Origin of the sequence: Microbacterium sp. H83 (assembly GCF_001650405.1) — a bacterium.
Taxonomy (GTDB): domain Bacteria; phylum Actinomycetota; class Actinomycetes; order Actinomycetales; family Microbacteriaceae; genus Microbacterium.
The window spans coordinates 1-12,522 of the sequence record NZ_LWCU01000033.1 but is presented as its reverse complement, the minus strand read 5'-3'; the positions used below and the strand labels follow the sequence as shown (position 1 = coordinate 12,522).

13 protein-coding genes, 1 tRNA gene and 2 pseudogenes are annotated in these 12,522 nt (G+C 68.3%); 10 read left to right on the top strand and 6 right to left on the bottom strand.

Features of this window, described 5'->3' with window-relative positions:
- From A4X16_RS12660 to A4X16_RS12635, 6 genes are all read left to right on the top strand, one after another.
- On the top strand, positions 1-1,492 hold a 1,492-nt coding region (locus A4X16_RS12660), incomplete at its 5' end, for a multicopper oxidase family protein (protein WP_067121086.1).
- A gap of 143 nt (positions 1,493-1,635) precedes the next feature.
- Positions 1,636-1,848, top strand: a complete 213-nt coding sequence (locus A4X16_RS12655; RefSeq protein WP_067121084.1) for a YHS domain-containing protein — start codon at positions 1,636-1,638, stop codon at positions 1,846-1,848.
- Between the two features lie 62 nt (positions 1,849-1,910).
- On the top strand, positions 1,911-3,116 hold the full coding sequence (locus A4X16_RS12650; protein WP_067121082.1) for an FAD-dependent oxidoreductase: 1,206 nt from the start codon (positions 1,911-1,913) through the stop codon (positions 3,114-3,116).
- An 18-nt stretch (positions 3,117-3,134) separates the two neighbouring features.
- Positions 3,135-5,309: a heavy metal translocating P-type ATPase gene (locus tag A4X16_RS12645; protein ID WP_067121080.1), complete on the top strand. Its 2,175-nt coding sequence runs from the start codon at positions 3,135-3,137 to the stop codon at positions 5,307-5,309.
- 18 nt (positions 5,310-5,327) lie between these two features.
- Positions 5,328-5,642, top strand: a complete 315-nt coding sequence (locus tag A4X16_RS12640; protein WP_067121078.1) for a metal-sensitive transcriptional regulator — start codon at positions 5,328-5,330, stop codon at positions 5,640-5,642.
- A gap of 58 nt (positions 5,643-5,700) precedes the next feature.
- Positions 5,701-5,771: transfer RNA gene (locus tag A4X16_RS12635), tRNA-Cys, on the top strand.
- 29 nt (positions 5,772-5,800) lie between these two features.
- Here the strand turns inward: A4X16_RS12635 and A4X16_RS12630 are convergent.
- The 3 genes from A4X16_RS12630 to A4X16_RS12620 form a co-directional block, all read right to left on the bottom strand.
- Complete coding sequence (locus A4X16_RS12630; protein WP_354645990.1) at positions 5,801-6,586, bottom strand: F510_1955 family glycosylhydrolase; 786 nt, start codon at positions 6,584-6,586, stop codon at positions 5,801-5,803.
- A 125-nt stretch (positions 6,587-6,711) separates the two neighbouring features.
- Positions 6,712-7,323 (bottom strand): DUF305 domain-containing protein, encoded by a 612-nt coding sequence (locus A4X16_RS12625; RefSeq protein WP_067121076.1) that lies wholly within the window; start codon positions 7,321-7,323, stop codon positions 6,712-6,714.
- A gap of 79 nt (positions 7,324-7,402) precedes the next feature.
- A complete protein-coding gene (locus tag A4X16_RS12620; protein ID WP_067121074.1) occupies positions 7,403-7,828 on the bottom strand; it encodes a DUF6153 family protein in 426 nt (141 codons plus the stop codon).
- A gap of 129 nt (positions 7,829-7,957) precedes the next feature.
- Between A4X16_RS12620 and A4X16_RS12615 the strand changes: the two genes are divergently transcribed.
- Positions 7,958-8,344, top strand: coding sequence for a four-helix bundle copper-binding protein (locus A4X16_RS12615; protein ID WP_067121088.1), 387 nt, complete (start codon positions 7,958-7,960; stop codon positions 8,342-8,344).
- A 45-nt stretch (positions 8,345-8,389) separates the two neighbouring features.
- On the opposite strand, the gene A4X16_RS12610 is transcribed toward A4X16_RS12615, so the two are convergent.
- Positions 8,390-9,331 (bottom strand): cation diffusion facilitator family transporter, encoded by a 942-nt coding sequence (locus A4X16_RS12610; protein WP_067121073.1) that lies wholly within the window; start codon positions 9,329-9,331, stop codon positions 8,390-8,392.
- A 93-nt stretch (positions 9,332-9,424) separates the two neighbouring features.
- Here A4X16_RS12610 and A4X16_RS12605 point away from each other — a divergent pair, with 93 nt between their 5' ends.
- The 3 genes from A4X16_RS12605 to A4X16_RS12595 are packed head-to-tail and all read left to right on the top strand — an operon-like array spanning position 9,425 to position 11,679.
- A complete protein-coding gene (locus A4X16_RS12605; protein ID WP_067121071.1) occupies positions 9,425-10,030 on the top strand; it encodes a TetR/AcrR family transcriptional regulator C-terminal domain-containing protein in 606 nt (201 codons plus the stop codon).
- Positions 10,031-10,078: 48 nt separating this feature from the next.
- Entirely contained in the window at positions 10,079-10,459 is a 381-nt protein-coding gene (locus A4X16_RS12600; protein WP_067121069.1) for an ArsR/SmtB family transcription factor, read from the top strand.
- Entirely contained in the window at positions 10,456-11,679 is a 1,224-nt protein-coding gene (locus tag A4X16_RS12595; protein ID WP_067121068.1) for an MFS transporter, read from the top strand. Before A4X16_RS12600 ends, A4X16_RS12595 begins: the two co-directional genes overlap by 4 nt.
- A gap of 512 nt (positions 11,680-12,191) precedes the next feature.
- Here A4X16_RS12595 and A4X16_RS17555 read toward each other — a convergent pair.
- Together A4X16_RS17555 and A4X16_RS18490 are read right to left on the bottom strand one after the other, a co-directional pair.
- Positions 12,192-12,428: pseudogene (locus A4X16_RS17555) on the bottom strand (transposase); the annotation flags it as partial.
- A gap of 2 nt (positions 12,429-12,430) precedes the next feature.
- Positions 12,431-12,522 (bottom strand): annotated as a pseudogene (locus tag A4X16_RS18490) (transposase); the annotation flags it as partial.

Sequence of the window (12,522 nt, the reverse complement as noted above, 5' to 3'; positions counted from 1 at the left end):
ACACCTCACCCGGCGACGCTTCCTCGCCCTCGGCGCCACCGCCGCCGCGGTTGGAGCTCTGGCCGCCTGCACCCCCACCCCCGCCTGGGTCAGCCCGACGGGAGCGGCCGTCGACCGCACCGAACGGGGCCGTGGCGGCACCGGCCGCGTGGTCACCGCGACGCTGACGGCGGCGGCGGCGACCCTCGATCTGGCAGGAACACCCGCGTCCACGTTCTCCTACGGCAGCATCCCCGGGCCTGTCCTGCGCGTCCAGGCAGGAGACACCCTGCAGGCCACCCTGCGCAACACCCTCCCCGTCGACACGTCCGTGCACTGGCACGGCCTGGCACTCCGCAACGACATGGACGGCGTCCCCCCACTCACCCAGACCGCGACCCGCCCCGGCGAGTCGTTCCAATACGAGTTCATCGCCCCCGACCCCGGTACGCACTGGTTCCACCCGCACGTCGGCGCCCAGCTGGACACCGGCCTATACGGGGTGCTCATCGTCGAAGACCCGAATGAGCCGCTGCGCTACGACGACGAATGGGTCATCGTCCTCGACGACTGGCTGGACGGGGTCACCGCCACCCCCGACGCGGTGCTCGAGCAGCTGCGAGAAGGAATGGGCGACATGGGCGGGCACGGCGACATGTTCATGCGGATGGGGAACATGCTGATGGGCGCCGACTCCGACCTACTCGGCGGCGACGCCGGCGACGTGTACTACCCGCACTACCTGATCAACGGCAAACCCGCCGCCGACCCCGCCCAATTCACCGGCACGCCCGGCACGCGGGTACGGATCCGGCTGATCAACGCCGGCGGCGACACCGCGTTCCGCGTCGCCATCGGCGGGCACCGGCTGACCGTCACCCACACCGACGGGTTCCCCGTCGACCCGGTCGCTGCCGATAGCGTCCTGGTGGGAATGGGGGAACGCTACGACGTGATCGTCACCCTGGGCGACGGTGCGTTCCCCCTGGTGGCGGAGGCCGAAGGCAAGCGGGAACGCGGCTTCGCCATCATCCGCACCGGCAGCGGACAGGCGCCCACCCCGGACGCGGACATCGCCGAACTGGGCGAAGGCCGCGTCGTCGCGGTGGCGAGCATGCTCTTCGCCGCACCCGAGGTCACCCTCGACCGTCGTGACGTGGACCGCACCCTCGACCTCACCCTCACCGGCAGCATGGCCAATTACGACTGGGGGTTCAACGGCACCCAGTTCGACATGCACAACCCGTTGCGCGGCGCGCACGCACTGGTCGCGGGGGAACGGGTGCGGCTGCGGGTGACGAACGACACCGACATGTGGCACCCCTTCCACCTGCACGGCCACACCTATCAGCACGCCGGTGGCGGCCCCCGCAAAGACACCTCCATCGTGCTGCCGAACCAAACCCTCGACCTCGAGTTCGACGCCGACAACCCCGGCCAATGGATGACCCACTGCCACAACATCTACCACGGCGAAGCCGGGATGATGACCGTGCTCGCCTACCGCCCCTGAGCACCAGCAGTCCAGGGAATACACGCCACACCCCACCTGTTGTCATACCCGTACGGGGTATAGCCTGGAGGGGTTCGGACGCAGACAAACGAGGCAGCGACGACGGCTGCCGCCCCGGACCCACATCACGGAGAGCAACGGATATGAGCCACGACCATCACCACGAAGCACCCGCCGGCACCCCCGCCGATGACATCGTCACCTGCCCGGTGATGCCCGGCAGCACCGTCAGCAAGAGCACCGCGGAAGCCCAAGGCCTCTACCGGGACTACGACGGGCAGCGGTACTGGTTCTGCTGCTCCGCCTGCGGCCCCCTCTTCGACGCCGACCCCGCCAAGTACGCCACGGCCGCCTAACCGACCACAGGCCGGGGATACCGGTCACCAGCCCCCACATTCGCGAGACGCAAGGAGCAACATTGTCACCCCAGAAGGTCCTCATCCTGGGAGCCGGCGCCGCCGGCGCGGCCGCGGCGCGCGTTCTTCACGGTTCCGGCACGGTGAGCGTCACCCTCGTCGACCGCACCGGACAGGCCCCGTACAACCGCACCCTGGTCAACAAGGGGGTCGCGATCGGGCTGCTCACCCCGGAACAGGTCGTCACCCCCGGGGTGGAGGTCATCAGTGACACCGCGGTCGAGGTCGACCCACAGGGAAAGACCGTGCGGCTCGCATCCGGCCGGATCGAACCGTACGACGCGCTCCTCCTCGCCACCGGCAGCACCCCCCGCTTGCTGCCGGACACGCTGCCCGGCCTGACCGCCGCCACGGAGGCAGGACGGGTCACCACCCTGCACTCCCTGGAAGACGCGGTCGCCGTCCGCGACCTCCTGGGCACGCTTGGCCGCCCCGCGCAGATCGTCATCTCCGGTGCCGGTCTGGTCGCGGCCGAGACCGCCACGCTGCTCCGCGACCGTGGACATCAGGTCACCCTCCTCGCCCGCGCGACCACCCCCGGGGTCAGCGTGTTCGGCGCCGGCGCCGCGGAGCGCCTCGCCGCCGCGCACCGGGAGCACGTGGACGTCGCGTTCGGCCGCACCCTCACCGCCGTCACTGACACCGGCACACAGCTCGAGCTCGCCTTGGACGACACCACACAGCTGACGGCGGATCTGCTGATCATCGCCCACGGAACCACCCCGACCGGCCCCGCCCCTTGGGAAGACGGGGTCATCGTGGACGGGAAGCTGCGCACCGCCACCCCCGGCGTCTACAGCGCCGGCGGGGTCGCCGCACACTATGACACCACCCTGGGCGCCTGGCGCATCGATCACTGGTCGGACGCGGCCGCGCAGGGTGAACATGCCGCACGCACCATGCTCGCCGACCTCGGCGCCGGCACCCACCCGGGCGACTACCAGCCCCGCGCCCCCTTCACGGCAACCGTGCACGGCATGATGGTCGCCGGTGCCGGGATCACCGGGGGTCACACCTCCGCACGCATCGACACTACCGACCCGCTCCTGGTCGTCCACGAGCATGACGGTGTCCCCGTCGGGGTGCTCGGGCTGGACGCCGTGCCCGCGGTGTTCGGGTGGATGCCGAACCTTCATACTCCTGCCGCGACCGATCCGCAGGACCTCGCCTCCGCGGGAACCGCGACGGCAGACTCACACCAACGCTAGGCACAGGGAAGTGAACCGATGACTGACCCGCACGCACACCACACCGACCACCCCACCGGCAAGGCCGCCACCGCCACCGGGGGAGACACCCGCCACGGCGACCACACCCCCGAGCCGCCCACCCAGCACGACACCCACACCGGCCACGGCACGCAGGCCAGCCACGGGGACCACGCAGGTCACGATGGTGGTGGCCACGGCGGCGGGCACGGTGGGCACGGGGATCACGTCGGCCAGTTCCGGCGACTGTTCTGGATCAACCTGATCATCGCCGTCCCGGTCGTGGCGTTCTCCCCGATGTTCGCGATGATCCTCGGCTACACCGTCCCCGACTGGGCACTGTTCATCGCCCCCGTCCTCGGCACCGTCATGTACGCGTGGGGCGGGTGGCCGTTCCTGACCGGTGCGGTCAGCGAACTCCGCTCCCGCAAACCCGGCATGATGCTGCTGATCGGTCTGGCCATCACGGTCGCGTTCTTCGCGTCCTGGGGCGCCACCCTGGGCCTGCTGCACCACGAGCTGGAGTTCTGGTGGGAGCTGGCGCTGCTGATCGTGATCATGCTGCTCGGTCACTGGATCGAGATGCGCTCCCTCGCCCAGACCAGCTCCGCGCTGGACACCCTCGCGGCGCTGCTCCCGGATGAGGCAGAGCGCGTCGAAGGGGACCAGATCGTCAAGGTCTCACCCGCCGACCTGCAGGTCGGGGACGTGGTGGTGGTCCGCCCCGGCGGCAGCGTCCCCGCCGACGGGAAGATCGTCGACGGCCGCGCCGACATGGACGAGTCCATGGTCACCGGTGAATCCCGCCCCGTCGCCCGCGGCACTGGCGACCCCGTTACCGCGGGCACCGTCGCCACAGACTCCGGCCTTCGCGTGGAGGTCACCGCCACGGGGGATGAGACCACCCTCGCGGGTATTCAGCGGCTGGTCACGGAGGCACAGAACTCGTCCTCTCGGGCGCAGCGGATCGCCGACAAGGCGGCGGCGCTGCTGTTCTGGTTCGCGCTGGGCGCCGCCGCGATCACCGCGGTGGTGTGGACTGTCGTCGGCAATCCCGATGCGGCGGTCGTGCGCACCATCACCGTGCTGGTCATCGCCTGCCCGCACGCGCTGGGCCTGGCGATCCCGCTGGTGGTGTCCATCGCCACTGAGCGCGCCGCCCGTGGCGGGGTGTTGGTGAAGGACCGGCTCGCGCTCGAGAGCATGCGCACCGTCGACACCGTGCTGTTCGACAAGACCGGCACCCTCACCAAGGGCGAGCCCACCGTCTCCGCCGTGGAACCGGTCGGTGACCTGGACGCTGACCAGGTGCTCGCGATCGCCGCGGCGGCCGAGGCCGACAGTGAGCACCCGCTCGCTAGGGCCATCGTTCGCGCCGCGAAGGACAAGAACCTGACCCTGCCGAAGGCGACCGGGTTTTCCTCTTCCCCGGCGGTCGGTGTCACCGCGACCGTCGACGGTGCGGAGATCCGTGTCGGCGGTCCCCGTCTGCTCGAGGACGTCGGTGCCAGCGAGGTCGACACGGCGGACGCGTGGCGTAGCGAGGGCGCGATCATCCTGCACGTGACCCGGGACGGAAAAGTCATCGGCGGGCTCAAGCTCGCCGACGAGATCCGCCCCGAGTCCCGTGAAGCCGTCGATGCCCTGCACAAGCTGGGTGTCCAGGTGGTCATGATCACCGGCGACGCCGAAGCCGTCGCGAACGCCGTCGGCGCCGAGCTGGGCATCGACCGGGTCTTCGCGCACGTGCGCCCGGAGGACAAGTCCAGCAAGGTCGCCGAGCTGCAGAAGGAGGGCCGCAAGGTCGCGATGGTGGGCGACGGCGTCAACGACGCCCCCGCCCTCGCGCAGGCCGACGTCGGCATCGCGATCGGCGCCGGCACCGACGTCGCGATCGCGTCCGCCGGGGTCATCCTCGCGAGCTCCGACCCGCGCAGTGTGCTGTCGGTGATCCAGCTGTCGCGTGCGGCGTACCGGAAGATGAAGCAGAATCTGTGGTGGGCTGCCGGGTACAACCTGATCTCCGTGCCGCTCGCCGCCGGCGTGCTCGCCCCCATCGGGTTCGTCCTGCCGATGTCGATCGGTGCGATCCTGATGTCCCTGTCCACCGTCGTGGTCGCCCTGAACGCGCAGCTGCTGCGCCGCATCGACCTCAGCCCCGAAGCCAGCACCCGCGCAGCGCTGGACAGCTAAACCCGAAGGAACCCGGCCATGACCACACCCGCACCCGACACCGCTCACGCCCCCCACGGGTACATCACCGACAAAGACCGATACCTGAACCGGCTCAAGCGGATCGAAGGTCAAGCGCGGGGCATCTCGAAGATGGTCGATGAAGAGAAGTACTGCATCGACATCCTCACCCAGATCAGCGCTCTGACCAGCGCCCTGCAGGCCGTGGCCGTCGGGCTGCTTGACGACCACCTGAAACACTGCGTGCTCGACGCGGCGCGCATGGAGGGTGACCAGGCGGAGCAGAAGATCAAGGAAGCCAGCGACGCGATCGCCCGTCTGGTCCGGTCCTAACCGGACCAGACGGGCGATCCCACGCTGCTGCGTCCACGTCCCCGGTAAGGGGACACTCGGTGCCTTGGCCGAGCGGTCAGGCAACGGCCTGCAAAGCCGTCTAGACGGGTTCGACTCCCGTAGGCACCTCGCATACGGCCCGTCGCGTGCCCGGCGGGCTATCCGGGCAGAATCGTGATGCCGCTGGTCTCGTCGACGATCACGATGCGGCCCGCGGCGTCCATACCGACCGCCTGCACCCGGCCGTCCACGCGACCTGCCGGCTCCCAGCTCGCGGCACCGGCTCCGGTCACCCAAATCTGCCCATCGGTGCCGACACCGACCACCTGAGTCCGGTCGGCCGCAGCCCCCAACGTGTACAGCAGCGGCGCTTCGGGCCACGCCGCGAAGGACGCACCGCCGTCCGTGCTGATCTGCACACCCTCTTCGGTGGCCGCGATCACCCGTCCGCGACCGTCGACGGCGAGACTGGCCGCTACCAGATCCGCACCGGTAGGTTCCCAGGTCAGCCCGGCGTCGTCGCTGCGGATCACGTCGCTGACGTCCGTGGCGATGGCGTACACCGTGTCATCGGCGCCGGCGGCGAGGGCGTGGAAGTCTTTCTCCCCACCGAACACCACCGACTCCCAACTCACCCCTGCGTCGGTGCTGCGCATCACGCCCAGGTTCGGTGCCCCCCACTCGGCGGGGCTTCCGGGGCCGGGGTGACCGGACGCGATCAGTGTCTGCGAAGTGGCGGTGAGTCCCATCGCGTCGAAGCTGTCCGTGCTGACCCGGCCACCCCACTCCCCGGTGTCGGTGACCTCGTAGATGCCTTCATGCGTTCCCAGGAGAAGCTGGTCAGTGTCCGGGGCGACGACCACCGCGTGGACATGGCTCGGTACCCCGGTGCGCCCGTCCCCAGCCGGCGGCGACGTCGGAGTGTCCGCGCACCCCGCCAGCATCAGGAGGGCGGAAGCAGCGGCGCCCGCCGCCAGTGTCTTCGTATGGACGTGCATACGCGTACCTCCGCGTTCGAAGAGTGGGGGCACCGCGCATGGCAGCGGCGCCCCCACTCGACGGATCGGGCTCAGAGCTGGCCGAGCAGATCCTGCATGGTCTCGATCTCCGCGGACTGTGTATCGACCACGGCTTGCGCGAGCGCCAACGCGTCCGCGTTCTTCCCGTTGGCGAGTTCGGTCTCGGCCATCTCGATCGCCCCCTGGTGGTGGGCGATCATCTGCTCCAGGAACAGGGGTGCCGCCTCGGCCCCGGACGCCGACTCCAGCGCCGCCATGTCCTCGTCAGACATCATCCCGCCGCCGTGCTCCATCTCACCCATGTCCATGTCGTCACTGGACACGCCCCACTCGGCGAGCCATCCCTGCATCGTCTCGATCTCCGGCTGCTGGGCGTCCTTGATCTGCTGAGCCAGATCCAGCACCCGCTGATCAACGTCGCTCTTGGCGAGGATCATGTCGCTCATCTCGACGGCCTGCTCGTGATGCGGGATCATCATCATCGCGAACATCGAATCCGCCATGTTGAAGTCCGCCTCCGCCGATTCCGACGGGGCCGACGACGACCCACCATGATCCATTCCAGGCATGCTGCCTCCGTTGTCCGCGCAGCCGGCCAGGAACAGCACCGCTGCCAGCGGTACGGCCGCGACCGCTGCCAAACGCATCTTCTTGTTCATCATCAGTCCTCTCAAACACTCGTGAAACCCGCGTACGGGCAATGAACCTCACCCCCGCCCCAGAGGGCAGGGACAGTGCGTGTCACGTTCGGCTGATCGACAGCTCCAGGAGTGAGGGAGGCCGGTCCGGGGCCGGCCGGCACCGCGTCACCGGCGGACGCAATGCATGCCGCTCCCACACAGACGACCATGCGGCGCGGGGGACCAGCAGCACGAGGGCGGCTGCCAGCAACGCCAGCACGCACATCATCATCAGAACGTCATGGCCCCCGCTCGGGCTGCACGACGCGCACGCCTCCGCATCCTCATCGCCGGTCGCGGGCGCCGACGAGTGGTGAGGTGCCCCGCCCGGCATCTCGACATTCTCCGAGGTCGTAGGGGCGGTGTGTCCCGAGGAGATCGTGTGCATCCCCATCAACCCGACGATGACCGCTGCAGCGAAGCACACGGCAACCAGCCACCGCACCGGGTGCGGCAGCCGCAGGCGCAACGCGGACAGGCCGATCATCCCGTCCAGCCTACCGTCCGTACCATACCCCCGCACCGTAACCCAAGGGGGTCGCCGGCATCCGGAACAGCGACGTAACGTAACCCCCTCACCGATTCAAAGGAGAAGGCCGTGACCGTCACCGCCCAAATGTTCGACACCCACCCCCGAGCCAACGACATCGCCAACCGAGACGCGCTCCTGGCCTGTATCGACGCGTGCCTCGAGTGCGGCCAGGCTTGTACGACCTGCGCCGACGCCTGTCTCAGCGAGGAGATGGTCGCCGATCTGACCACCTGCATCCGTCTGAACCAGGATTGCGCCGACCTCTGCGACACCACCGCGCGCCTGCTCTCTCGCCACACCGGCACGGACACCACCGTGCTTCGTGCCGCGCTGGAGGCGTTGCGCGCAGCGTGCGCCGCATGCGCCGCCGAGTGCGACACCCACGCGGACATGCACGAGCACTGCCGGGTCTGCGCCGACGCCTGCCGCCGCTGTGAACAGGCCTGCACTAACCTGCTCGCGACGCTCTGACACCCTTCCTCCGCCGACCGCTACCGCGGCGCTGGGGGGCCCGGCTCAGCGGTGGCGGACAAGGGCTGGCTCGTCCTCGGTGAGGTGCGCGGTCTCGATCTGGAAGGTCGAGTGCTGAATCGACACCGGGAAGTGACCGGCCACGCATTCGCGTACCTCGTGCAACACCTCCGCGGCATGCCCGTCGGTGAAGCACTCATCCTCGACCACCACATGCGCGGTCAGGGTGGGCAGGCCAGTGGCGACCGTCGATGCGTGCAGGTCGTGCACGTCGGTGACGTGTTCGAGCTCAAGGATGTGCCGGCGTACCTCGTCCAAGTCGAGCCCGGCAGGGGTGAACTCCATGAGCACCCGGGTGGTGTCGCGCATCAAAATGATCGCGCGCGGCACGATCAGTCCCGCGATCAGGAGCCCTGCAATCGCGTCGGCCTGCTGGAACCCGGTCGTGGCGATCACAATCGCGGCCACGATCACCCCGAGCGAGCCGAGTGCATCGTTGATCACCTCCAGGAACGCTGCCCGCATATTGAAGTTCGCGCCGCGGCTCGAGGAGAGGATCACGATCGCGATCACATTCGCCGCGAGGCCGACGATGCCGAACACGAGCATCTCTCCCGCGGCGACCTCCGGCGGCTCGAACAGGCGTCGGATACCTTCGACGGCGGCGTAAGTGCCCACCACCAGCAGCAGTGCGGCCTGCCCGAGTGCGGCGATCACCTCGATGCGTCGGAATCCCCAGGTCCGCTTCGGATTAGCCGGCCGCAGCATCAGCGTCGCCGCGATCAGCGCGACCAGCAGACCGGACGCGTCGGTGATCGCGTGTGCGGTGTCCGTCAGCAGCGCCAGGCTGCCGGTGACGATGGAACCGATCGCCTGCGCGATCACGATCGTCGCCGTCAGGCCGAACGCGATCCACAGTCGTGCTCGGTGATCCCCGGGCGCTCCTGCCTCGGTAGTCGGTGCACCGTGGTTGTGACCCGCACCCATGTCCCACTCCTTACTTGGTCAGTGACCAATTTCCTTGATCGGTGACCAAGATACTACAGTGTTGGTCACTGACCAAGCTCGGAGGAGAGACCTGTGGCCGACCGACTATCCCGCCGCGACGTCATCCACGCCGCCTTGGCCCTGCTCGATCGCGGCGGGGCGGACGCCATCACCCTCCGTGGGATCGCCCGACATCTCGACGTTCACCTCAACTCGGTGTCGCTGCAGGTGGGGAGCAAAGCGCGCCTCTTCGACCTGATGGCAGACGCCATTCTCGGCGAGCTCTCCTTCGACGACCTCCCACACCCGCCGATCGACCGGGTCAAAGAGATCTTCCGCCGCTACCGCCAGGTCCTTCTGAACCACCGCGACGGCGCACATCTCGTCTCGGGTACGAGGGTCTCCGAAACCAACACCCTGCGGCTAGGGGAGGCGGTGATTGCCGCGCTGCTCGATGCCGGCGTCGACCCCGACCTCGCCGTCACCACCTTCTGGAGCCTCAACTACCTCGTGGTCGGACTCGTCCACGAAGAACAGACCACCCCCGAGGACGGCGCCCACCGCTTCGAGCAGGAACTCGCCGCACATTCGTTCCCCGCACTCACCAGCGTCCGCGATCTCTTCCTCGACGACAACGCCGCCGCACACCTTGAATTCGGCATGGACGCGCTCCTGCACCGCGCCCGCCACCTCGACTGAGCATCATCGTCAGCGGCGAGCCATCCCTCCATATGGAAGAATCTGCGTATGAATGCAGATAACGTGACATGCGGCCGCGACCCCGACAGCCTCTACGTAGAGCTCGCCGTCGAGGTCTTCGCGATGCTCGCTGACGCCACCCGCGTGCGGATCATCCTCGCGCTCGAGGGAGCCGGGGAGTTGTCCGTGAACCACATCGCCGACATCGTCGACAAGTCACCCGCCGCCGTCTCCCAGCATCTCGCCAAGCTGCGCCTGGCCCGTATGGTCACCACCCGACAAGACGGCACCCGCGTGTTCTACGCCCTCGCCGACGAACACGCGCGCCAGCTGGTCACGGACGCGATCTTCCAAGCCGAGCACTCCCTCGGTGGCGCCGCCCCGCACCACCACGCCGGAGCCGACGCCAGCCGCCCTGTGGCGCCATGATCACCGTCTTACGCAACGGCACCTACCGGGCGCTGTTCTTCGCCCAGGTCATCGCCCTTGTCGGCACCGGCCTGCTCACCGTTGCCCTCGGACTGCTCGCGTTCGAGATCGCCGGAGATGCCGCCGGATCGGTGCTCGGCACCGCGTTGACGATCAAGATGGTCGCCTACGTCGGCGTCGCACCCCTGGTTGCAGCGCTCGTGGACAGGCTCCCCAAGAAGGCCGTTCTGGTCGGCGCCGACGCCGTTCGACTCGCGATCGCGTTCACCCTGCCCTTCGTCCAGGACACCTGGCAGATCTACGTGCTCGTGTTCGTGCTGCAGTCCGCGTCCGCGACCTTCACCCCCGCCTTCCAATCACTCATCCCGAGCGTGCTGCCCGACCCCCAGCAGTACACTCGTGCCCTCGCGCTGTCACGCCTCGCCTACGATCTCGACTCGATCCTCAGCCCCGTCATCGCCGCAGCCCTACTTGCCGTGATCAGCTACAACAACCTGTTCGTGGGCACCGCCGTCGGCTTCGCCGCCTCCGCCACCCTCGTCCTCATCGCCCGCCTTCCCGCACACGTACCCGATGCGTCCACCGGCACGTTCTGGGAGCGGCTGCCAACCGGGCTGCGCGTGTTCGCCCGCACGCCCAGCCTCCGCTTCCTGATGGCCGCCAACGTGGTCGTCGCGGCCGGCACCGCTATCGTCCTGGTCAACTCCGTCGTCTACACCAGAGGCGTGTTCGACCTGGATGACACCGCCCTCGCCCTCGCCCTCGGCGCGTATGGGGTCGGTTCCCTGATCATTGCCCTCAACGTCCCGTGGATCGTCGACCGCATCGGTGTCTTGTGCGCCATGAGCATCGGTGCCTGGACGCTTGTTTCGGGTCTGATCGCGGCCATCGCGATGACGATTATCGCCACGACCACGGGAGAGGGCTGGTGGATGCTGCTTGCCACCTGGGCGTTGCTCGGTGCCAGTACCTCGCTGATTAACACCCCTTCGTCACGGCTTCTAGCCGACGCGTCCACCCCCGCTAACCGCAACCTGGTATACACCGCACAATTCGCACTTTCGCACGGCTGCTTTCTGGTTAGCTACCCGATCGCGGGCTGGCTCGGTGTCATTGGACTGCCCATCGCGGCTAGCGCGCTGCTCGGATTCGCCATCGTCGGCGTTACCGCCTTGGCTGTGCTGTACAAACCAGCAGGTACCGTCGTCACCACTCTGTAAACGATGAGCTGCGAGCACATGTTTCTGGCGGGTGTCGTCAGCTCGAACCGCGATGGACAACTCGAGGAGTAGACACACGCGTTGGACGCGGACACTTTAGCCGCGATTCCTCGGTCTCGTCGAGTCGTCGTGGACATCTCTGAGCGGTTCCTACACGGGGGGTGGACACGGGAGCGCCCCGCCGGATCGTCTCGGCGGGGCGCTCGGGTGCAGCGTTATCGCGCCGTCCACCACCGCGGGCGCGCGGGACCGGCCGTCGGGATTGCACCGGTGAGGGCGTCCGGAGTCAGTGGACGGGCCTGCCCGATCGTGAGCGGCACGGCCTGTTGCAGGTGCGCCTGCCGCTCCTTACTGTCCTCCCACCGGATGAGGTCATGGGGGGAAGCGAACGTGATCTCGACGACAACCTGGCGCCGGTGCCGTTCCGAGACTCGGACCTTCGACTCCCGGTAGGGCCGCGTCCGTTTGAGTGGTGGTCTTTCGCTTCGTTGCGATGATCAGCTGTCGTTAGTTTAGGCGGCGGTGATCTCGGGGAGTATCACCGCCTCGTCGATGGTGGGGGTGGTCGCGGTGAGCTCGGTCATGGAGGCTTCGGAGAAGTAGCGGCGGTCGGCGGCTTCCCATTCGTCGTGTTGCTCGACGAGGACGGAGCCGGCCAGGCGGAGCAGGGCGGCGTTGTTCGGGAACACGCCAACGACGTCGGTGCGGCGCTTGATCTCCCGATTGAGGCGTTCCAGCGGGTTCGTGGACCGCGGAGCAGGGCGGCGTTGTTCGGGAACACGCCAACGACGTCGGTGCGGCGCTTGATCTCCCGATTGAGGCGTTCCAGCGGGTTCGTGGACC